General features: G+C 28.0%; 14 protein-coding genes. 13 read left to right on the top strand and 1 reads right to left on the bottom strand.

Features of this window, described 5'->3' with window-relative positions:
* Positions 1 to 106 precede the first annotated feature (106 nt).
* Positions 107 to 8,473: an ABC transporter permease gene (locus ACSH4Z_RS02155; protein WP_438340347.1), complete on the top strand. Its 8,367-nt coding sequence runs from the start codon at positions 107 to 109 to the stop codon at positions 8,471 to 8,473.
* Entirely contained in the window at positions 8,473 to 9,387 is a 915-nt protein-coding gene (locus ACSH4Z_RS02150; protein WP_438340346.1) for an ABC transporter ATP-binding protein, read from the top strand. The genes ACSH4Z_RS02155 and ACSH4Z_RS02150 overlap by 1 nt, the downstream gene beginning before the upstream one ends.
* Positions 9,388 to 9,762: 375 nt before the next feature.
* Here the strand turns inward: ACSH4Z_RS02150 and ACSH4Z_RS02145 are convergent, their stop codons facing one another.
* Positions 9,763 to 10,524 carry a hypothetical protein gene (locus ACSH4Z_RS02145; RefSeq protein WP_438340345.1) on the bottom strand — a complete coding sequence of 254 codons (762 nt, stop codon included), beginning with the start codon at positions 10,522 to 10,524 and terminating at the stop codon, positions 9,763 to 9,765.
* A 209-nt stretch (positions 10,525 to 10,733) separates the two neighbouring features.
* Between ACSH4Z_RS02145 and ACSH4Z_RS02140 the strand changes: the two genes are divergently transcribed.
* The 11 genes from ACSH4Z_RS02140 to ACSH4Z_RS02090 all read left to right on the top strand — a co-directional run bounded on the left by ACSH4Z_RS02140 (position 10,734) and on the right by ACSH4Z_RS02090 (position 24,946).
* Positions 10,734 to 12,887: a HinT-interacting membrane complex protein P80 gene (locus tag ACSH4Z_RS02140; protein WP_438340344.1), complete on the top strand. Its 2,154-nt coding sequence runs from the start codon at positions 10,734 to 10,736 to the stop codon at positions 12,885 to 12,887.
* Positions 12,888 to 12,913: 26 nt separating this feature from the next.
* On the top strand, positions 12,914 to 14,644 hold the full coding sequence (locus ACSH4Z_RS02135; protein ID WP_438340343.1) for a HinT-interacting membrane complex lipoprotein P60: 1,731 nt from the start codon (positions 12,914 to 12,916) through the stop codon (positions 14,642 to 14,644).
* 13 nt (positions 14,645 to 14,657) lie between these two features.
* Positions 14,658 to 14,981 carry a histidine triad protein HinT gene (gene hinT, locus ACSH4Z_RS02130; protein WP_438340342.1) on the top strand — a complete coding sequence of 108 codons (324 nt, stop codon included), beginning with the start codon at positions 14,658 to 14,660 and terminating at the stop codon, positions 14,979 to 14,981.
* Positions 14,982 to 15,010: 29 nt separating this feature from the next.
* Positions 15,011 to 16,477, top strand: coding sequence for a lysine--tRNA ligase (lysS, locus tag ACSH4Z_RS02125; RefSeq protein WP_438340341.1), 1,467 nt, complete (start codon positions 15,011 to 15,013; stop codon positions 16,475 to 16,477).
* 83 nt (positions 16,478 to 16,560) lie between these two features.
* On the top strand, positions 16,561 to 17,415 hold the full coding sequence (gene whiA, locus ACSH4Z_RS02120; RefSeq protein ID WP_438340340.1) for a DNA-binding protein WhiA: 855 nt from the start codon (positions 16,561 to 16,563) through the stop codon (positions 17,413 to 17,415).
* Between the two features lie 249 nt (positions 17,416 to 17,664).
* Positions 17,665 to 19,788, top strand: coding sequence for a P68 family surface lipoprotein (locus ACSH4Z_RS02115; protein ID WP_438340339.1), 2,124 nt, complete (start codon positions 17,665 to 17,667; stop codon positions 19,786 to 19,788).
* A gap of 52 nt (positions 19,789 to 19,840) precedes the next feature.
* The gene (locus ACSH4Z_RS02110; RefSeq protein ID WP_438340338.1) at positions 19,841 to 20,809 is read left to right on the top strand and encodes a thermonuclease family protein; all 969 of its coding nucleotides are present in this window, start codon (positions 19,841 to 19,843) and stop codon (positions 20,807 to 20,809) included.
* A complete protein-coding gene (locus ACSH4Z_RS02105) occupies positions 20,810 to 22,765 on the top strand; it encodes an ATP-binding cassette domain-containing protein (protein WP_438340337.1) in 1,956 nt (651 codons plus the stop codon).
* A complete protein-coding gene (locus tag ACSH4Z_RS02100) occupies positions 22,765 to 23,775 on the top strand; it encodes a carbohydrate ABC transporter permease (RefSeq protein ID WP_438340336.1) in 1,011 nt (336 codons plus the stop codon). Before ACSH4Z_RS02105 ends, ACSH4Z_RS02100 begins: the two co-directional genes overlap by 1 nt.
* Positions 23,717 to 24,751 (top strand): carbohydrate ABC transporter permease, encoded by a 1,035-nt coding sequence (locus tag ACSH4Z_RS02095; RefSeq protein ID WP_438340335.1) that lies wholly within the window; start codon positions 23,717 to 23,719, stop codon positions 24,749 to 24,751. Before ACSH4Z_RS02100 ends, ACSH4Z_RS02095 begins: the two co-directional genes overlap by 59 nt.
* A gap of 3 nt (positions 24,752 to 24,754) precedes the next feature.
* Positions 24,755 to 24,946 (top strand): hypothetical protein, encoded by a 192-nt coding sequence (locus tag ACSH4Z_RS02090; RefSeq protein ID WP_438340334.1) that lies wholly within the window; start codon positions 24,755 to 24,757, stop codon positions 24,944 to 24,946.
* Positions 24,947 to 25,021: the final 75 nt, after the last annotated feature.

The raw sequence follows: 25,021 nt of genomic DNA, 5'->3' as shown, positions 1-25,021 counted from the left end.
TTATGTACATGAGCAGAATTTTTTGTTGCATAATTAAAAAAATTTATTAAATAATAATTTAATAAACTATATAATTAACATTACAAAGTTTGGGAAGGGGTGAGAGATGAAGAGATTATTTAAAGAAGTTTTTAGGTCACTTGCTAAAAACAAAGTTACATTAATTTGTTTAACAATCTTAATTTTCTTAACAACATTTTTATTTACTTTGTTAAATGATGTTAAGACTTCATATTCACGAACAATAAATGCATATGATAAGGTTTCTAAATTGCATGATTTAACTGTTGATTTAGATATTAATCCTTCAGGAGTCATCCCTAGCCATGGATATAATCAAATTGATAAGGATAATCATAGCGTTATTACTTCGCCAATAAAATTCGAATCATCTAAAAATGGTTCGGATGTTTCTTATACGATTAATTTGCCGGGAAGCGAGCACAATTTTATTAATATAAAAGATACTATTGAAAATTGAAACACCAATCCTAAATATTATTTGAAGACTGAAGACTTTTTAAAATTATATTATGAACAACTTTCAGGTCAAGTTTCAAGTGTCAGATTCGAGATTAATAAAGAAAACCCTAATCCCCAAAAGATTAGAGAATTTACTTTTTCAGGTGAAAATAGAAAATTTAAAGTTTATCAAAAAGAGGGAAATAAATATTCTTTGGTAACTAAAGTAAACAGAGTTAATACCGATGACTTAATAAGATTTAAAACAAAAGTAAAATTAGGTGATATTTTAACTATATCATATGGTCCCAAAGGACCTTTTAATCAACAAACAATTAAAGATAGCGTTGTAGAATCCTCGCCTCTTTATATCAATACCGTAACTAAGCAAGCATCATTTTTGACCCAAGATTATGATGAATGAAAAGCAGAAGGTGTTTTATATGTTATTGAATCTAATAAAGTCCTTGAATTAATGGGATTTGAAAAAAAATCAAATGATCAAAAGTGATATTTTAATGAAGAAAAAGCTAAAAATGCAAAAATTAAAATTGCTGGCAACCAAAAAACAACACAATGAAATATTATTAATGATGATATCCTTGTTGATGATTTTAAACTCGGGACATTTGCAAATGTAAATAAAATAGTTTCTAATTCTCCTCTATATATCGAACTAGCTTCTAATAATACTTATAAAATTCCAGAAGGATGAATAAGAAGAGCTGAGCGAATGGTTTCATATAATTGATATCGTTACATTTTAAATTGAAATGAAAGCAATCAAGAAGATAAGTCCAATTGAAAAGGATCGTACTTTAAATTTATTGAGCAATTTAGCAAAAATCAACCTAAAGAATATGAGCAACATTTATATTTCTCTTATTGAGATAAGACCATAACCACTACCTACAGTATCGGAAATAAATATAAACAAACCTTTGTGCAAACGGTTCCAATTGATAAAAATGATATTGATGTTACCTTTAAACAGCCGTGAAGTGGAGGGAAAGAAAATACACGAATTCCTAAAAATAAACAAAACCTTGATGCCTTTAATTTATGAAATATTAAGCAAGTAGAATTTAATAAATTAGGATCGCAGCCATTAAGTGATGAAGAATTTCAAGATGTATCAAATGTTAGCAAGCTTAATGTAGCTCAAAATTTTATTCGTAATAATGCTTTAAGTTTTGCTCGTTCTTCAATACTGGAAGATATTAAAAAAACTGTTGGTAAAGATAATTTAGGTATTAGAAAAACCATCACTGTTGAAACAGTTAATGAAGGCAACGCAAAAAAGAATGTATTTCATTTTGTTAATATTGGTGATAAGGATAAAAAAATACTAGGATTTGAAAATAATGTCGGTAAGTTATATAACGAAAGTCTTAATCCATCTATTTTGCATTCAAGTATTTCAAATGAAAATGTTGATAAATTCTTATTAAAGCCAGATAAAAATAGCAATCTTATAACTAAAATTCCTGCTGTTTATACTAGGTCGTTAGTTGAAACTATTTTTCGTAATTTTACGCCAAATAATGAATATTTTAATGCGGATATAAGATTTGAAAAGTACTATGATTTTCTTGAAAACACAAAAATTCCAACCCTAGTTGATGGAAAAATATTGGTTTTAACTACTGCTACGCCAGAAATAAAGCGCCCCGGAGGATCTACTGTCGTTGGGGCAATTGCAATGCCTAGACCAAATAAATATATATTTTTAGTTCAAAGCAATATTGATGGTTTTACAGACGATATCGTGTGAAATAAGGTTTTAGTTAATGACAAGGAATATTTAAGCTTGGATGAAGTTTATAATTACCTTGTTCAACAAGATTATACTGTTCGTGGTGAAATAGGTGCAAATGGTTGAGCCGTTGTTAATCCTCAATTTAGAAACGCAATAAGTTTACCAATATCATTCGGATCAATTTCACCAGATTTAACTCTTGAAATTACACAAAAAAATACAATTAAAACCTTAGTTGATAGATTACGTTCAGTTCTTTTAGATACAGATTTTGGAAAATTATTTGATCGCCGTGATGTATATCGTATTTTCAAAGCTGTCACCGATTCTGTTGAAAGCAATGGGTTACATACATTGCTTGCCATCGGAAAAACTAACCGTTTTATTTTAGAAAAAACAATTTTAGATATTATTAAATTTTTAGTTAAACCTCTGCCGCAAGATAATAACCAAAATCTTGAATACATAAATATAAATGCAAATGCTTTCATTCATAATTTCTTTGCAAAGATATTTTTATATTTTAAAAAACAATATTTACTATCGGCTAAAACTAATGAAGAAAGGGAAAACTATCTTGTTTCACAAATAAATAATCTAAGCGGAATTTTAAATTTTTCTAATTTATACATTATTCCACAACTTAAGATTTCATTAAAAGATCTATTTGTTTATATAAGAGATAAAGAAAAAATTTTCGATATTTTAACCGAAATATTTTCATCAATTGATTTTGTTAAATTTTCAGCAATAATAAACGATTGATACGATCGCCATCCATATAAACCGTTTACTGCGGTAAATGATACATATTGAACAATGTCTCATGAACGGATGATTATTTCTTTATTAAGTTCATTGAATGAAGAAAAATTCAAAAAATCCATTAAGAACCTTTTTAATTTAGTAGATTTTAGCAAAATACTTGATCCAGAGCAAAAAAGCAGCTACTACCAAAAATGAGTTCAAGCATATAAAAATATAAATCAAGACTTAGATAAAAATACGAAGGATGAGGCTAAAAAATTCTTCAAAGCCTTAGACGCTAATAAAGATGGCTCATATAAGAATATTAACGAAGGACTATTTAGTATTTTTTCAAATATAAATATTGAACAATTCACTAATTCACTTAATAAATTAATTAAGATTAATAAATATCCAATTACAGCTAATAATAAAATTTATAACGATTACAATACTGAATATTTAAATCAATCTGATTATTTGGCAGCATTTATGTCCTCTCTAAACCTTGTTGGCGAAAATGAAATTTCAGCAAGCAAAATTATTCAAATTCAAAATGCGATTATTAAAATTTTTAACTTTTCAAACAAAACAGAAAGTTTGGTTAAAGAATTAAATATTTCTATTCCAACCAAAGAAGAAGGAAAAATTTCATTACTAGATTTGGCTATTTTGCCTAAATTAGCATTGCCAAATAATTTGTCTAGCAGTTTTTCTATTCCTTCGTCATATAATGTTCCTATTAATGAGTTTGATTTAGTTGATATCAAAAAGATTATTGCAAAGGTAAAACAAGCAATAAATTCTAAAACTTTATTAAAATTGACTAAATCTGAGTTTGATTTTGTTAAACAACAAGCACTTGTTAATGATATTGAGCTAAATAATCTATCAAAATTACTTGCTAAACTTGAAAAATATTTTAATTTTGTATCTCTTTTAAAACTTAAATCTCTTAAACCAAGGGATAATAAGTTCGACTTTATATTAGAAGACAAAAACCAAAAGCCCGAATCATATGCTGATTTAGCCTATTTATCAGCAATTATTGATTCAAATGCTAAAGATAAAAAATCACAAATAGAAATTCTAAAAACCTTGCATAATTTTCTTGCTAAATATCTAGGTTCATCATTTCTTGCAAATGGTGAGGAATCAATTATTAAAAATATGTTTGTTTTATATAGCATATGGATTAAGATGGCATATTTTTTGAATAGAATTGAGCGTATTGAGGATAAAATATCTATTGATCAAAATACTGGACAAAAGATTATTGAAAAGCAATATGCTAAAAAACTTTCTTATGCACAAATTAAACTTGTTCTAAACGAAATCTATAAACTAGCGCTAAATCCTGAATTTGTTAAGGCAATGCAAAACTTTGATAAAGTTATTAATCCAATTCCTAGTTTAGGAATATTAGGAAGCGATAATAAGTATCAAGCAACACTTTTAAAAATTCCTTATGCTCATGCACATACTAATTTAGCAAATCGTGAACTTATTTCTTTATTGAAAAAATCGCACGGTATTAATTTATTTAAATCTAATTTAATTAATGTTGGAATTGACACCAAAACTATTGATAAAATAATTGACCTTTTAATTAAGAATTCAAATGAACTTACTTATAACTTTGGTTACATTGCAACAGCCTCGCAAATTCCAACTTATTACAATAATTCATTAAAAATTTTTCTTGATTCATTCCTTGAAACTAATGACAAAACTCCTATAAAACCGTTAATTAAAGATGATTATGAACTAGATTTGGCATTCAAAAAGGTTATTGAAAATTCAAGACTTAATAATCATTTATCATTATTAAATATTCCTAATAATCTATTAAATCTTTTGACACTACTAAGTTTTCCTCAAATTCCTTTATATTATATTTTAAGTCCAAATCCAAACGAAGGTAATATTGCTTATATTGTTAAAAAAGTTTTAAATAATCTTAAGTCTTCGAATGTTAAGGATATATTTTATCAAATCGAAGCAATTACACAAAATTTTGAAAATTCTGCTTATTATGTTGAATCGAAAAACGATACTTCTATTGATTTAGACCTATCTAGATTTAATTATATTTTTAATCAAAAATTAAGAAATAGTAATGGTAAGGGACTTGATTTATTTGGTATTAACATTACCTCATCTTTAGAAAAATCAGTATATAAAATCATAGAACCTATTAAAATATCAAATTTAATTTCTTATTCAGATTCAGGCTCATATGTTGCTAAAATTAATTATTGTTATGCATCTAAAAACGGTAAAGAAGTCTATAAAGGTGATATAAGCAAATATCTATCGAACCCTTATGCTATGCAATTATTTATTTCTTCATTAGATGAAAAGTACAAGGTTAAAGTTAATACGCAGGAGTATTTAATCATTGGTATTGATTCAACTGTTGATTATTTATATCCTGTTATTAATGAAGAAAATATTCAAGTAGATACTAATACCCAAGCAATTATTTATGTCAATTCAAAGGGTTTTGACCGTATAAACTCAGCATATCCAACTTTTGCTGTTAAGACTTATGCATTAGTTAAAGCACCTGTTGATGAGAATGGAAAATATTTGCATAATAAATCGCCGAAGGAATTGCAGGAGCAATTTAATAATGATATTAATCTTATTAATCCTAATTCATTTAACAAAAAGGTTTATTTAAAAGATGAATTAGACAATATAAATCCTGAAAGAAAGATAAGAATTGTAACCATTAGAACTATTGTCAATTCAATCAAAAATGCCACATTCTATTTAATTTCTGTTTTAACTATCTTAGTTGCATTCATCATATACTTTATTATGAAGAGATATATTGAAGCGAGAAATAAAGTTGTTGGAATATTGCGTGCTCAGGGTTATAAAACCTCAAAAATAGCATTTGCATTTTGTGCTTTTGGTTGAATCCCTGCTTTTGTTGGTGGTTTACTTGGCTATATTGTTGGTTTTGCCTTACAGGGAACAGCAATGAATGTTTTATCTTCATACTGGACACTTGAAAATAATATAATTCCTATTCACACCTCCGCCATCCTTGGTACAATAATTGCACCGTTGTTATTCGTTAGTTTCTTAATTTTTATAATAACAGCAATTTCTGTTAGAAAAAAACCTATTGAGTTAATGAGTGGTCTTGTTGAGGTTAAGGTTGGAAATTTTGCTCAAAGAATTTCAGCAATGTTTAGAAAACTGCCAGTTAAAGCAAGATTTATCGCCTCTATGGCACTAAATAATTTCTGAAAAATGTTCTCGCTATTCTTAGCATTTTCAACCACATCGTTGATTTCTATGTTCTTTTTATCGTCAAACAACATTTTTAATAAGGCTATAACAAAAACATATAAAGATAGACTCTATAAATTTAAGCTTGATCTTGAAAGCCCGACAACTGAAGGTGGGCCTTATGTTACTTATAATAAATCTGATATAAATTCATTATTATATGTTCCTAATGATTTAGCTGGATCATCTTCATCAAATGGTAGTCAACTTGATTATGCTAATCCGAATTTCTTAAGACCAGGCAGTTCATTTAATACCGATGTCCCACATATTCCGTATGCACCAACAGTGTTGACTAAATCATCACTTGATATCTTGATTGATTTATCGGTTGAATTAAGCCCTTGAGATATTACTTATGCTAGTTTGCCTGAAACGCAAAGAGCTAGAGTCGCGCAAATATTTAAGCGTGTATCAAAAGAAATGCAAGCTACCCAATATTTAATTGATATTTCTAAGTTAAAAACCGGTAAGGATTATTTAAATGTTGAAGATAGTGACATATCAAATATTATTGCCGTTACTGATTTGGAAAAATTTCAAAAAGATCTTGCCAATAATAAGCCAGAAGATATAAAAAATCGTACGAGCTTCTTTTATTTCACTTCGTCGTCTTTATATCAAAACAATCAATCCAACGGAAGAATTAGCGAACAGTTTAAATTTATTGAATGAGATCCCATTAATGAAACATACTTTAAACCAAAATCTGTTTCAACATCGAGATATAGACAGGAATATCGTAATTTCTTGGTTAATGCCTACCGTCGTATTGAAGGTCTTGATTTCTTTGTATCATTTGGCGGTATTTATTGAAATGATGTAACTAATGAAAAATATACTTATGCTAAAACACTATATAATAATAAAGAAATAAAGATTTATGGATATTATGGTGATAGTAGATTCATTTCAATGCACAATGCTAATAATGAAGATTTACAACAAAAATTAGCTAACTATCAATATAATGAAAATACTACAATTCCATTGATTGTCAATACTGTTGCCCAAAAAAGATACAATCTTTCTATTGGTTCGAAAATTGAATTTGATTTATTAAACCATGTTGATCGCTTTAGTTATCGTGCGTTAAATCAAAAGCCGCCAAGAACTAAATATACCTTTGAAGTTATTGATATATCCGAAACATACATTAATAGTGAATTTATTACAAGAAAGGACATCTTAGATAAAATTTTGGGTTATGACACATTGACTACTCGTTTGCAAAACGCACGTAAGCAAGAACTAGAAAATGCTATATTCTTAAACCCACAAAATAAACAAAAAATTACTAGAGACTTTAGACGAAAATATGAAGCGTTTAATGGTATTTTATCTAGTGATACAACACCAGTCCAAACGATCGATACCTTAACTACTTATTCATCAACCGGTTTTTGAGGCGCGACCTCTTCGTTTGAAGTTGAAGGTGCAAGCGATCAAACTGTTTGGGAATTCTTTAAACGCATATTTATATCTAATAAAGATCTAAATTATATATCTGTTTATGAACATAATATTGATTCCTATAATGAAGCACACCCTGGAGCTAAATTAAGATATAAAGACGTATTATTTAGACTTCTTAATATAAATGAATCTCAATATGAAAAGATTGTAAAACAAGCTAATTCAAATGAAGAATTTAAAGGTTTAGCACGCAGTATTCTTACGAAATTTTATGGAATACAACCCGATACTATTTATGGTAAAAATATTATGTATGGCGCCTCATTTAACGTTAATAGTAAAGATATTGAAGCAGGTTTTATAGCTGATATTTCTGAAACTGTAAATGTTATTCTAATAGCTTTTATTGTTATGTCGCTATTGATTTCCATTATAATATTAATTGTTATCACTAATATTATGATTGCCTCAAATCAAAGAGCAATAGCTACGTTTTCAGTTTTAGGTTATACTAATCGTGAAAAGATTTCACTATTCTTTGCTAACTTTGTTCCGACTATAATATTTGCTTGTTTATTAATGATACCTGCAACATTACTATTGATTTCGGTATTTAATGCATTTATGATGGCTACATCTCAAATTGTCTTGCCACTTGTTTTACACTATTCAACAATTATTATCTCAGCAGCAATTTGCTTAACAGTGTTTATTCTGACCTCGATGGCTACTTGAAAGAGTTTAAATAAAATTAAGGCCATTGACACCTTGAAAGGAAAATAATGTGAAGAAGAAATAAAAAAGTTGAATCTAAAAATGAAGATTTAAATGTTTCCATGAATAATAAAAAAGAGACATCAATGGCTTCGAATGCTGATGGAATATCGGGTCATCCATTAGATAGTGCAACGCTAAAAAAATATAAATTAGCAAATAATAAACCTCGAAAAAAAGATGGATTAGAAAAGGAAAAGAATAGCGATGGCAATATTGTTGAAGTTTTTGATGTTAAGAAAACTTATTTATCAGGAAACGTTGCAACCGATGTTCTAAAAGGTGTATCTTTAACCATAAAAAAGGGCGAAATTGCAATATTGTATGGTAAATCAGGGTCAGGAAAATCGACACTTTTAAATATAATAAGTGCACTAGATAGACCAACCAGTGGTAAGGTTATTGTTAATAATATAAATTTGCCTTATCTAAATGAATCCAGACAAACGCTATTTAGACGCGATAATATTTCATTTATTTTTCAAAACTATAATTTATTGCAAAATCTAAATAGCTATGATAATGTTGAGACCGGCGCTTATTTGCAGAAGGACAAGTCAAAACATTTGGATATTAAGAAATTATTTAAGGATTTCGACCTTGAAGAATGTATGTTTAAATACCCTTCACAAATGTCGGGTGGTCAACAACAACGTGTTTCTATCCTAAGAGCAATAGCTAAAAATTCTGATATTCTTGTTGCTGATGAGCCAACCGGTGCTCTTGATGAGAAAACAGGATGAATTGTTTTAAAAATTCTTCAAGAAATCAACCGCGATTATGGAACTACGATAATTATTGTTTCACATGATGCTGATGTTGCACAAATTGCGGATAAAGTTATTTATCTTGAATTAGGACATATTAAGGATATAAAACATCAAGAACGAAAATGATTAATAAAAAAGGAAAAAGAAAATTAAAATGATTATAACTATATTATTTATTATATTTGGGTTAATACTATCAACTGCTATTATTACTCTATCAGCATTTTTGCTATCAAAGAAAATTAAAAAATCTTACATAGTATCCTCATATTGCATGTTATCATCTTGCTTACCAATATGGATCGCTTTATTTATCTCTGCATTCACATTGACGAAAATAGTATTACTTGTATTCATATGTATTACGCTAATATTAATAATTGTTTCAGCAATTGTATTTGGTATTGCTAGAATAAAAGTTGCTACTCAAACCAAAAAAAGAAGAATAGCCGAAAAAAGAGCGTAATTAGTTGAAGAAAAAAAGCCAGTAATAAACTGGTTTTTTATTTTAATTTAAGAAAATCTTAATTATTTATCATCGTTGTTAGAAACACTTTTTATAATGTCGATACATGAGCCAAAGTGATATGGAACTGCAATTTCTTTAGTGTTTTTTCAATCACTTCCAAAGATGTTTCTTAAATAATTTTGATATTCATTTATAACATGAAGTTTTAGCCCATCTTTTTCAAAAATACGAATGTTATAGTTAGTATTTGTTAATCATTTTGTTAGAAAAAAATGATTAATTATTGGTGATGTTATAACAAAACCTTCATACATATCATCGTTTAGATCATTTACTAAATCCTTATAGTTTATCGATTTTTTTAAAGCCTTTAGGAATTTAGAAATAATAATTTTGTTTTTAATTTTAGGAATATTTGAATAATTCATAGTGGCATAATATTGTATAAAGCTTTTACTTTTATTAGAAAATTTATACATCTTTTTTATTTTTTTAATTGTTGTGGGAATGATTAAATTAATATCAACAAAAGGGCAATCATTGTATATATTTTTACTATCTTCAACAAATTTATTTTGTAACGAATAATAGTCAGAGTGTTTGACCGAATCAATTACCTTGTGAGGATATAATTGTCTTAGTTTTTCATATGATTCAAAAGTCATCATTACTTCATAATGATCAGTTTCATTTCAATATTCCAGGTTATTAACCACTGCTAAAAGACTATTAAAATCAAGACTATATCAGAGCTCATGCTTACTACAAATATTAATAAATTCTTTCAAGATGTCAAGTTTATGGTTAAAAATTTTAGTCATATTTTAAAATTATAATTTAAATTTATTTTTACCTTAATTTATTTAATTTGCTAATTCTCTACTAAATATTGCTTAACCTGCCTGTGTTAACTTGGTTTTGTTGTTAGCAAAATATATGTAAAAAGTGGTAAAATTTTGTTATCTTATTTAATTAATTAAATATGAATATTTTTATTTGTACATTACTATATTCAGAATGAAAGGCAAATATGTCAGAAAAATTTAAAAAACAAATAACAACTGAACAAAAAGCTAAGAGAAAAAAGGTCATTTGAGGAACTTTTTGAGCAACCGCCATTTCAGCTGTTTTAGCAGCTGGTATTTCTATTCCACTTGTTCAAGCTTCGAAGGCCCTACCTGCTCCAACTCCGATATTGGATGAAAAAAGCTCAATTATTAAAATCATTCAACCAGATGGTTCTATTAAAACTTTAACATATGGCGAGCTAGACAAAAATCCTACTCTAACAAATAAAAACAAAAATATTTTTGATTCTATTGAAAAAAACATTGCCAAATATCTTTATGAGAAAGAGTATGAGGCTTCATTATGATATCAAGCAGTTTATAATGCCGACAAAGCAAAAACAGATGAAAAATCTTTTGCCCTAGATTCGATTGATAAAATTAAAGAAAAAGTGCAAAAAGAAATTGATGATTTAAAAAGACAGTATCAAAAGCAATATGGCCTTGAACAAAAATGAGAAGAAAAATTCTTAGAAGAGATTTCGAAGCCATCATGAGGATCGTCAAAAAATGAGAAACAAGCTTTGGAATACCGAGTTAATTTAGAAATCAACAAAAATGCTTATCGTAGATATAAAACCGAAGTTAATACTGATTGAACATACAATGAATTAAAAAATGGTATCCTAGCCAATAAAGATGTTTTTTATGAATACAATGGCAAAAAAGTTGAAATAGCTAAAAAAGGCCAAAAAATATTTTTGCCTTTTGCTCATGAAAACAAAAATTATGTATTGCCAGCAGAGGATTCAATTGAGTCACAAACAAATTCACAAGCTTCAATCAAAATTCCGATGTTTGTTACAACATCATTTGTTAAGGAATTTAGAAATCCTGAAAGATTTATCAAGCCATGAATCGACAGAAAACAAGCCATTTTATCAGAATTTTCATTATCTGCTCATCAAGATACAACCGGTGCTGAAAAACCATGGGTTGTAACAAAGGCTGAAATAATTAATCTTCTTAAGTTTTCAGCATATCCGCAAGATAATACGCACAATAAATTAAAACTTGCAATTGATGCATTAAATGATTTTAGAGGATTTAGCACATTAATAAAAAACGATAACATTACTTCAGATGATGAAAGACATGCAAAAAATGACCAGACATTAATTGAATATTTATCAGCCGATAAGGCAAATGCTTCAAAATTTGGATCAAAGGGTTTTGTTAATTTAAAACAAGCAATTTCTTCAAGTGAACCATCTTCATATTTTGGGCTACTATCAATTTTACTAGGTGACGCACAAATTGATAAAGGTATTTATAAATATACTCAAAAGGATAATTTGTTTAAGGATTTAAAGAAAAAGCTAATTGAGGTTTTAAAATCGCTTAGTGGTTATAATAATCTTGAAACAGAATTTAAGTCAAAACTTGAGAGTGCATTGAATGCAGATCCTACTTTAAAAGAAAAAAATGCTGATTACGTTGAGGAATATGCTAAGTATAATAATGAAGTTGAGAAAATAATTAATAACCTTGAAGATAAGGAATTTAACAAATTATTTGGTAATGCATTTAAAGATGTATTTGTGAATGGTAATAAGGACAATAAAATTAACGCTATTTACAAGGTCGGTGAAAATTTTGTTTCAGTATCTCCAAAAGGGATATTAATTCAAAATTTACACAAGTTTGATACAGTGGAAGCTGTTCAAAAATTAATTGTTAAAGATTTAGCAATTAAATCAAAAGCAAATTACAAAAATACATTTACTAGTGAATTATTTAATTTAAATACTATTTTTGCCGATATATTAGATACTACATACCAAATCAACGATCTTCTTTCACAAGATACATTCAAAGAATATTTAAAACAACAAAAATTTACTCCTATTGATTCGGATAAAGAAAAAAACTTTGATGATGCAGATATTAAAGGAGCTTTAAACTATATTTCAACACTAGAACAAACAAATAAGGCAACTATTGTAAATAAAAAATATGGTCAAATAAAAGATTTTATTAAGAAACAAATTAATGATAATCTTGTAGCTGACTTCGAATATGATACAAATACAAATAAATTTATAATTAAACCACATGATAATAAAGATATTATTTCTTATTTATTTGACATCATAGTTAAATATGTTTTAGAATAGAAAATTTTTATAAGGAAAGGAAAAAAATGAAAAAACTTTCAAAAGTATTGCTTAGTTTATCACCTCTAATATTTTCTGGTGTTCCATTACTAGTATCATGTGCAAATAATAAATCACAAAATAATGCTGAAACCCCGGGTTATCAATCAGGTTTTTTAAAACAGCAAACATCAAAGAATCAAATGATTTTATCAGTTATTGATACATATCTTGAAAAATTTTATGTTAATGATTTAAAAAATATTAATCAAAAAGACAAAATTGCTTCTGCGATTGAAAATAAAAATAATCAACTTCATAAAGATTTATATGACTTATTTAAATATTATGCCTCTGTTTCACTAAATACTGATGCTCAAAAGTTTTGAAATCTAAAACATGATTTTATTCGATTAAATATTGATACTAGCGCCTATAATCCAGCCCCTGAAAATATTCCTAGCGAAGATGAATTTATATTTTTAATGAAGAATTCTAAGTTCTTGCAGGAAAATCTTAGATTAGAGTTAGAAAAAATGCTAGTTTCTAAAATTTATCTATTAAAATCAAGAGATGAGTTTAAAAAACTATCCGTTAATCAAAATGGCCTAGATAAATATCAAGTAAGTCTCGAAGAGGAAATAAAGAAAGATTCAACTACATTGTTAAAAAAAGATATTTATGATGCTCTTGATTTTTCAAGTAATAATCTTTATTTAATTAAGTATCTTCTTGAAAACCCACTTATCCAAAGATGATCATTTACTGATACAAAAGATATGAATTTAAGAATTGGTAAGGCAAATATTTCAACCTTTAACGATTTTAACAATCTAGCATCATATAATCCTAAAAAAACTCAACAGTATGATTACAATCCGGTTGCCAAATATCCCGAATATATTTTAAAAACTGGTGATTCAGAAGGATTTGAACTTAAAACATTAAGAGCATTTAACGGAATTGTTGCTAATTCGGAAACAACAGGCGATTTATCAAACTCATTTTACACAGCCAAAAAATTTACTTCACCTGTTTTTGGTTTTGTAGATCCAAAAACTAAAAAAGTATTAGACCAGGACTATTTTAAATTAGCAAAAATTCTTGCTCAAGAAAAGAAGTTACCAAAAATTAAGGCCACAGCATCACTTAAATCTAAACAAGATAAGGAAGAAAATTTAAAAGTATTTAATGCTAAGGATATTGAATTTGAAGGCCTTACAAGACAAAATGATAATGAAAAAGTATTTACTAAAGAAATAACTTTAGAAAGCAAAAAATATACCCTTATGTTTGAATTAAAAGACTCGATAACTTTTAGTGGTCAAATTCTAAGAGCGCCAATGAGATTAAGTATTAAGGAACTTGGATCGAGACATTATTACGATTTTAGTGCTGAATTAGAATATAAGGATAAGAAATTTATAGACCAAACTAATGCAAATGATTATAACCTAGATAAGTATCCAACATTTATCGATGTTATTAATGATAAAAAAATTGATGCTTCATATGTAATTAAATTAGCACCATTATATTTATCTAAAAAAGTAAAAAATCTAAAAAATGAAATTGTTGATAAGAAAATTTTTACTTTTGAAAATACCCCATGAAATGATGCAACGCAACAAAGTATTATTGCTAACTATATTGTTGTCTCAAAAGGAAACACTTTGTTTAGAGAGGCTAATAAATACATAATAGACAATCTAGGATTTAAGTTAACAGAGCTAAACCCGATTGTTTTAGAATTATTTAAAGTGGAAGGATTAATTTAAAAAAAAGAAAATTATGGAAAAAGATACATTCCAGAGAATTATTGATAGAGAAATACCCGCAACAATTATTTATGAGGACGCTGATGTTATTGCTTTTCTAGATATTGATCCAGTAGAAAAAGGCCATTTCTTGGTTGTACCAAAAGAGTTTTCGCAAAACTTATATGATATCGAAGAGGAAGACTTGGTTAAATTGGTCAAAAAAGCTAGAAAATTAGCTTTATTACAAACAGATAAGCTTAATGCTTCTGGTTTCAAATTAGTTATAAATAATAATGAAGCTGCTGGACAAGCAATTTTTAGAACACATATTCACATCATTCCTTATTACGATTAGGATATTATTTTGAAAGATTATATAAATTTATGGAAAGAAAATATTCAGAACAAGAACAAATAAGAAGAAACAAAATTTCAATCTTAGCGCAAAAAAATATTAGAGCATTTAATTCAACTATTAGACCAACAATTTCATCGCAAGAAATAATGAAATTGTATGAAAGCAAAACAAGAGAAGCAATTGATGCTGAAAATAAATTTGTTGTTTTTAATGGTAGGGTTGTCGCTCAACGTGGTCCTTTTTTAGTATTACAGGACCGCAATGGTAAAATGCAAATTTATATTGATAAAAAAATATTAGATGAATTTTCTCAAGAAGTTTTAAAACAATTAGATCTAGGTGACATTATTAGTGTTGAGGGTTTTATCTCTAAAACCCATACTGAAGCATTAATGATCAAGGCCTCAAAACTTGTTTTATTAACAAAGTCATTAAAGCCATTACCTGATAAATACCATGGTTTAGTTGATGCAGAGGAAAGACGTAGACATCGTTATGTTGATACAATAGTTAATGAAGAATCAAAAAATACTTTTATCTTAAGAACCAAAATTATTAAAGGTGTACGTGAATTTTTTGATAATTTAGATTATCTCGAAGTTGACACTCCTGTATTGCAACCAATATTAGGTGGAGCTGCAGCCAGACCTTTTAAAACATTTTATAATGCTTTAAACCGTGAATTCTATTTAAGAATAGCCACAGAATTGCCATTAAAAAAATGTATTGTTGGTGGCCTGGAAAGAGTTTATGAAATTGGACGTATTTTCCGTAATGAAGGGGTTGATAGTACACACAATCCTGAATTTACCTCAATTGAATTTTATGAAGCATATTCAGATATGTGAGGAATGATGGAAAGAACGGAAGGCGTATTTAAACACTTAACCACAAAGTTAAATATTAAAAATGTTAAATTTAACGGCTATGAAATAGAATTTAAATACCCTTTTGCAAAGATTAATATGGTTGATGCCGTTTCGCAAAAAATAGGAATTAATGTCCGTAATTTAAGTGATGCTCAGGCCCTTGAATTAGCTAAACAACATGGAATCAAGACGCAAAAATATTATAAGTTAGGTCACGTTATTAACGAACTATTTGAGAAATATATCGAAGAAACATTAATACAACCTACATTTGTTTATGGCCATCCCATTGAGATTAGCCCCTTAGCATTTAAAGAATTAGATGATGACCGTTTTACTCAAAGAGCAGAATTATTTATTGGAACCAAAGAATTTGCTAATATGTTTACTGAGCTTTCAGATCCTATAGATCAGCTAGAAAGATTTGAGTCTCAACTTGAGGAAAGAGAAAACGGTAATGAAGAAGCAAACGAAATTGATTGAGATTTTGTTAACGCTTTAGAATATGGTCTTCCGCCAACAGGTGGCTGCGGAATTGGGATCGACCGTTTGGTAATGCTTCTAACTCAAAATGATTCAATTAGAGATATTCTCTTATTTCCACAATTAAAAGAAATAAAATAATTTTAAATAAAATATGTTCCACAATAAAGGACATATTTTATTTATTTAAAAATGTGTTAATATAATATAACTAAAATAAACTTATGGGAAATAAAACGTTTACTCAAACAATCAAAGAAGAAATTATAAATAGACCATTAAAAAAACAAGATAAATTAAACTTGTTAAGTGGTGTTTTTGCTACGTCAAAAATAGAAGAAAATGCTTTTAAATTAATCATTAATAATAAAATAATATTTGAATTTATTAAGCAGCTTTTAGTAGAACAATCAATTCCTTATTTTTTAGAAAGAAAAAATGAATTTGTTATTGAAATTGCAGATTTTTATAACGGAAAATTAAAATATGAACGTGAATATTTTTCTGGCATCTTTTTGGCATCGGGCTCAGTCTCAAATTTTGAGAGTTCTTCAAATCATCTTGAATTGAAGTTTTATAATTTTGATAATGCTTTACAATGTTTGACTATACTAAATAAATATAATCTTGAATTTAAATTATTAAAAAGAGAAAATAAATTTTTAATTTATTTAAAAAAAATTGAACATATTTGTGATTTTTTAAAAGCCATTGAAACGGTTAATTCATATTATCAACTTGAAGAATATAAAATTGAACGAGATTATTTTAATAATATAAATCGCATTACAAACTTTGATATATATAATCAACAACGAATTGCTAATGCTAATATCCAGTTTTTAGAAAACTATGATTTTGTGCAAAAAAATAACCTAACATTTCTTTTTACTAAGCAGGAATTAGCTTTTTTTAAAATTAAAAAAAATAATCTTGATAGTAGTCTATCTAACCTGGTGGAACTATTGGCTAATAAAAAAATTTATAAGTCAAGATCATCATTAAATCATTCGTTAATAAAATTAAGAACATTTGTGAAGAAATATAGTTCAAAAAATGTTAAACTAGCCAAAACCTAGAAAAAATAATATATTTTAAAATTAATTTGCATAAGTTTCTTAGCAATTTAAATGCTATTTTTAGGTCTAAAATCGAAAGAATTGATAAAAATCCGTCGCTTTTATTAAATTAATAAAATTTAAAAAGTAGTAAAATTTATATTGTGAATTACACAAATCAAAACTCACATTTCACAACTGAACAATAACGATTAGTTTTCTGATCGTTATTGTTTTTTGTTTTTAAGTAAAAAAATGAAAGGATAAATAATGAAAAGAAGTAATAAAATTTTATTCTCATTAAGTGGTTTATCACTTTTTGCAGTTCCTATGTTTTTGGCATCATGTGGTCCTTCACATTCTAGTGCTAGATATGACCAAGTTTATGATGGCAAATTAAAAATTGCTACTGGTTTTTCTGAAAATAATGTTCAAGGTATTGGATTAAAAACTATTGTTAGTGAATTTAACAAATGATTAAAATCTGGTTCAGCTGAAGAACAAGCTAAAAAGACTGAAAAAGGTTATTTACCTGTTGAAATCGTTTTTACACCAAATGGTTATTCAACAAATGCCTTAGAAACTAAATTAAGTGCAAAAGAAACAAAAGAATTTTGAAATATAATGATTAACTACCCAACTGCTGCATCTATATTGGCAAAGTTGGACATGAATTTGGCTTTACCAAATGATGTTTATGAAAATTTGAATATTGCCGAAGCATTTAAGCATGTTAATGATGAAATTGGTGGTAATCTAGAATCAAAAGAAAAATGAGTAGTTCCATTTTCAAGATCTTCTGAAATGCAATCAGTTAATAAAGTTCTTTTAGGTAAATTATTAAAAGAATTAAAAGAAGCTGGTGTAAAAATGGGCGAAGATGCTTCAACTACAAAAGTTAAAGAATATATTGATTATTATGGAAAGACATCGCAGAGTGATGCTAAATATGTAGACACTGAGTGAGCAAAGAGCAAAGCTACTGATATGGAAGCTGCTAAAAAAAGTATCTTAGAACTAAATTTAACACTAGATGACTCAATTTTTCAAGAATATGATAAGTTAATTAATTTTGCTATTGCTGCCAAAAAATTATATCCAAGTGATTTAAATAAACCTATTTTAGGCATTGACTCATTAGCATCAGCTGTTAATGTTATGAATGTTGCTATCACTAAAGGCAATGCAAGTGCACAATATATTAATCCTTCATCAGGTCATGATCTTACTGGTGGGTATGATTATGAATCATTTAAACAAAATGGTACATTCCAAAATGAATTATTTAAAAAAATAACAAAAACTATTTTTGATGGTATTAAATCTGGAGCAGTTTGAATTGGCGGTGGTGGATCTTTTGGTTCAAGCTTATTAACTAAACATAATATGGCAATAAGCATTGGTTCAACAGCCGGATACTCACATACATATATAAGTGGTGATACAGAAACAATAAATTATATTAAGGATCAAAAAAATAAAGTTGAAAAATTATATGAACTTGTAAATAAAGGCGATAAAGATGGCAATGATGTTGTATTAAAATTCAAATCAGGAAAACATATAAATAATATCTATGCAAATAAATTATCACAAGGTACTACTGTTGGCCAATATGATAAACAATTAGTATCTGATGAAGTCGGGATAAAATTAGCTGATGAATTTAAGAAAAATAATAAATATCGCTTATTAGCCGGAAGCGTTGAAAACAATAACCTAGTTTTATCAAGTACACTAAAAATTGCACTTAGTGCTGAAGAAATAAAGAAAGTAGTTCCATTAGGTACAACATTTGTTAATGATGGAAGTTCATATGTATTAGTTGATAATACTTTAATTTCACAATTAGTATTGAGCGCTGATAAATTATTGAATTTTAAAGATGCTGATTGAATTAGTACTCCATTGGTTAAAGATGCTTCTAAAGATAAAAAATCAGTATTTATTCAAGGACCTTCACTTGTTTTGATTCATGCTAATGAAAAAGAAGATAAGGCAACCCAATTATTTGTGCAATGATTGTTTAATACAAAATTAACATCAATAAGTTTTACAAATAAAGGCAAACCTACTGAATACAAAGATGTTAAGCCAATTGAAGCATTTAATTACTTTAGTAGCTATATTTCGCCAACTGCAGATTACATTAATCAAGATGTAAATAAAATTAAAGGTTTAAATAGAGCATCAAAAATTGCATTTGAAAACTTCAAAAAAATCCAAACAAACAGCAATGAATATCAACCAGCAGAAGACGTTTATTCAACATCTTCTGATAAACTAAGAGAATCAATTGGTTCCGCTGGTAGAGCTATTGTTAACAAGGTTTTAAATAAAAAACCAGTTAAATTTGAAGATTTTATTAATGAAATTCTTAAATTATTTGCATAATATCAAAATAAAAAAATACAAAATTTTTGTGTTTTTTAACAAAAGGGAAGAAATGAAAAAAATAAAATTATTTTTATTAGCACCAATTTTTACCTTTCCACTATTGTCCGTTTCTTGTCAAAATGAAAAAACAAAAGAATACTATGATAATTTAAAATTAAATGCTACTTTTTTATTTGAACCTAGCAATTATCACAGTGTTGGGAAAACATTAGATAATGTTATTGAAACTGAAATTATTGATGATGTGGAAAAAGGGACAACTAAAAAAATCGCTTTATCATTATGAGAAAACTTTGGGGCTGTTGAGGGGCAAGTAACTCAAGTATTTGATGGTGATACTATTGAAGTTACAATCAAAAAAAATCTGACCTCAAAAACAACCTTTGAGAATGGACAAAAAATTAAGATTAGAATTCCATTAATTGATACTTTAGAGCAAAATACTAAGGGTACAACAGAGCGTGAAAGAAAATTATCAAATCTTGATAGTGCTTATGTTGAGAATATTCTTCAAGGTAAAAATGTAAGACTAGTATCTGATAATTGGTCTAATAATTCATATAGTAGATACGTTGCATATGTATTCTTTGGCGATTCATTTGAAAAAAACTTTAGTATTGAAATGTTGGCTAATGGTTGGACATTACCAAGAATTGGCGCCTTAGATTTTAAAACATTTGTTAATGATTATGAAAAAACTGAAAAGAGCGCAGTATTATCTTATTTATTGCCTTATGCTGCAAGAGCTTTTAATGACGGATATTTCAACAATAAAGGATTTTATGTTAAAGAAGGTGTTAATATTTCTGTCGGCGGTCAAGACCTTAACCTTAAATTTAAATTGCCAGTTGATTTATCAAAAGAATATCAAGCCCATGGCTCTGATTTGATTAATGATGCATATCAATTTATGTATCCATTTAATATTGAGAAAAAAAATAAACAAAAATTTGTTAATCCACAAAATAATATTTTTGAATTTTTAGGAACTAAACAATCAAAGAAAGAAGTAAAATAAATGAAAAAGGAAAATAAAAAAATAACGCAAAGCCATATTCACGGTTTTTCACAAGAACGTTATCAGGCTAAAAAATTAGTTCCTGCGATCGAAGTCAAGGATTTAGTCATTGACTTTGGTGAATCACTAGCTGTTGATAATGCTTCTTTTGCGATTGAAAAAGGAGAGTTAGTTACATTACTAGGCCCTTCAGGTTCAGGTAAAACTACTACTCTGAATGCCATTTCTGGCTTATTGCGTCCTACAAGTGGAAAGTTATTTTTCTCTGGTGTAGATGTTACAAAGTTTTCACCTCAACAAAGAGAATTGGGGTTAGTGTTCCAAAATTACGCTTTATACCCTCATATGACTGTTTATGATAACATAGCATTTCCACTATTGAATGATAAACACTGAAAAGAAGAAATTATTGAAAAATCAAAATTAGCTCAACAAAAAATATTTGAACTAATATTTAAGTTCTATGGTATTTCTGAAGAACTTATTTCTGAAACAAGAACAAAACTATACCACACTATTGATAATCCGCGCGAAACAAGAAATTATTTAACTGAGTTAAAAACACAATATAACAATATTATTGATAATGAAGTAAATAACTATAATTTCATTGTTACTAAAAAAACGGCTATCTTATCTAATTTAACTAAAAAAGTTTTAAAAGATATTAAAGATGTTAGGGAAGAAACAAATAAGTTACTTAATGACTTAGAAATTGAACGCGCTGCAAGAATAAGTGAAATTAAAGAACAAATTGAAATTATGATGGTTAGAGATAAGTCAGGGTGTGGCGACTTATTTGAAAAGCAAAAGAGTATTATAGTTGAATTTTCTAATAAAAGAAAAGAAATTAAACAACATCTTAAAGAAAAGATTAAGAATCTTAAAAATGAGTATGTTAAAAGATATAATGAAAGCAGACTTGAATATACTCAAAAGGTCAATGAAGCAAAACAAATTTTGAGAGAAAAAATTGTTGTTCAAAAGATCGATCCTATCGGAATGCAAATTAAGCAAATTAAGGAACGTTTAAAACATACGAAGATTGAGACGGAAACAGTATACAAAGAAGCTATTCGCTCTTTAATTATTCCAATTTTAGAAAGCAATAATATAAAAACAAGAAATTTAAAGAAGTCATTAAATGAATTAATTGCTTTATTGCCGGATGATTTACAAAAAGAAATTAGAATTTTAGGCAAAGATGTTTTAACAATAGAAGAAGCAATTATTAGAGATGTTTTAGATGTTGCTCAAAGAGTTGAAATTACTAAAAATTTACGTAAGAGACCAACGCAGTTATCAGGTGGGCAACAACAACGTGTTGCTATTGCTAGAGCTATTGTTAAGAAACCAAAGATTCTTCTATTGGATGAACCATTATCAAACCTTGATGCTAAGCTACGTGTTTCTACAAGAAAATGGATACGTTCTATTCAACAAGAACTTGGAATTACAACAGTCTTTGTTACCCACGATCAAGAAGAAGCTATGTCTATTAGTGACAAAATTATTTGCATGTCTACTGCCAAAGTTCAACAAATTGGCGCTCCAATGGAACTTTATTTAACGCCTAAAAATGAATTTGTTGCTAAATTTCTGGGTGTTCCTGAAATGACTATTTTTGAAACACCAATTAAAGATGGATATGTATATTACGAAGGACAAAAATTAATTAAAGCCCCTGAAAATTACAAAAAAGCAACTATTGACTTAGGATTTCGCGGTGAATCGTTGGTTGAAGACGAAAACGGAATTATTACTGGTGATATTAAATTAGTTGAATATCTAGGAAAAGAAATCCAAGCCCAAATTTATATAAAATCAATTGATAAGATTGCTAATGTTTTCCTTTCAGCTAAAACAAAATATGAAATTGGTGAAAACGTTAGATTAAGTATTAAAAGAAAAGAATTGTACCATTTGTTTGATGTTGATACAAAGGAAAGAGTTTAATGAACACTTACTTTTGAAAAAAATATCGTATCAAAAAGACAGGGGAAGCTCTAAGTATATTAAATACTAAAACACCATTTTGAAAACCATTTTTATTGATGTTGCCTTCCTTAATTGCCTTGGCGTTTATGATTATTATTCCATTTATTCTTGTTATTATTGTATCATTCCGTGCCCCAACATCATTTAGAGGATTCGGATGATCAATAGCAAATTATTATCAAACAAAAGGAAAAGCAGGGGTTTTTAATGATCCTAAATTTGATGTAGCAGTTGTTAATTCATTGCTATATGCCGTTGTAGCTCTACCAATAGGGCTTTCAATATCAATATTAATAAGTTCTGCTATTACAACGGTAATTAGAAGATATGCACGTAGTTTTTGACAAACTGTTTTCTTCTTGCCATACATGACTGGTGCTGTAGCTGTTTCGCTAACATTCTCAGCTATTTTTGGTAAAACAAGTGAAGGTGCTATCTTTCCACTGTTGTATGGTTCAGGTAATAGATGAAATCCCTTTATAGTGATCTTGATCCGTGGGATTTGAGGAGGATTGGCCTTTCAAGTGTTAATTCTAACCACATCAATGTTATCAGTTAATCCTGACTTATATAAATCGTCAGCAATTGATGGCGCAAGTAGTGGGTCTCAATTCTTTAAAATTACCCTACCTTCAATTCAAAAAACAATTTCATTCTTATTTACGATAGGAATTATTAATGGTATTAAGGTCTTTCCGTTGGCCTTATATAATAACGATGCCTCAGCTTCTATTACAGAAAATGGTAGTACGTTATTGCTTTACATTTTTCAAGCAACAAAATCTGGAGAATTCGGAAGAACCGCTGCTGCTTCAGTGTTCTTATTTATACTAGGTACCTTAGTTTCATTTACATTGAAGAAATCAGTATCATCAATTTTTAAACTAAAAACTAAATTGGGAGAAAGAAATGTTATCAACAAGCTTAAAGCTGAGATACAAAAGAGAAAAATCAGCTTTAAAATCTAAACAAGAATTAATGTCCAAGCCTTATTCAACAACAAATGTATGAGGCAAAATATTCTCTTGATCATTTAAAATTGCTATATTAACATTCTTTAGTTTCTTAGTTGTTCTTCCGTTTTACTTTATGATTGAGCAATCGCTTGTTGATCCAAGGTTTTATGGCCAACCAGGTTCAAAGATTGCTTGATGACCATTTGATTATGAAAAATTCTTGTCAAATGGTAAAGAGTTTGGCAGCAATTTGGGAACTAGTTTTTACTTTAGTAATTTCCTACAATCACTACAGGAAGGTTATCTACAAGCACTAGTATTTACAGCTGGATTTACAGCTTTATCTGTTGTTGTCAGATTATTCTTTGCAACTACACTTGGTTATGCATTATCTCTTAGAAATTGAAGAGGAAAAAATGCATTTTTCGGAATGCTATTATCATTGTTAGTTATTCCTGAAATTACTTTATTGTCTTTACAATATACGTTAGTTTCTAAAGCCGGTTGAATCGGTACTAAAAATCCATTAATTATTATTTCAATGGTTGTCCCATTTGCTACATCAATTTTTAATGCATATATGTATAAAAACGCTTTTGAAGCTATTCCAAATTCAGTTAAGGAATCATCAATGCTTGACGGGGCAAGTGGAATTAAGTACTTCTTTAATGTAGCTTTGCCTATGGTTAAAGCCACAACATGAACAGTTATTATTTTGACTGCTCTTGCTTCATGGAATTCATATACATGACCTGCATTATTGTGAGATGCAGCACCTGGTAAAACTGCTGGTTATTATGCACCAATTAACTTATGATTATTTACAACCGGTAGAGTTGAAGTAGATGGTGGCGAAGCACAAATAATTTTATCGGTAAGAATGGCTGCTACAATTTTAGCTATTTTGCCTATGATGATTGTGTACTTTGTTTTAAGAAAGAGAATTATGGCTGCTATTTCTAGACAAGGAAATGCAACAAAAGGATAAACTATGGATTATAAAAATTACAGTATTATAAATGATCAACAAAAAACAAAAAAAGTTGGAAAAAGAGTTTTGAGTTTTGTAGGAATTTTAACAGTTGTTGTTGCTGGTTTAGTTATACTAGGATTCATAATCTATGGTTTAATTGTTGGTGTAACTAATATATTTACTCAAGACACATTAAGATTATTGAGTTAAAATAGAATATACAAAATCTAATTAAAACAGATCTTTATAATAGGTCTGTTTTAATTTGTCTATTTTTTGCTAAAT

The organism is Mycoplasma sp. 125 (assembly GCF_051549845.1).
Taxonomy (GTDB): domain Bacteria; phylum Bacillota_I; class Bacilli_A; order Mycoplasmatales; family Metamycoplasmataceae; genus Metamycoplasma.
This window is presented reverse-complemented; position numbering and strand designations above follow the sequence as displayed.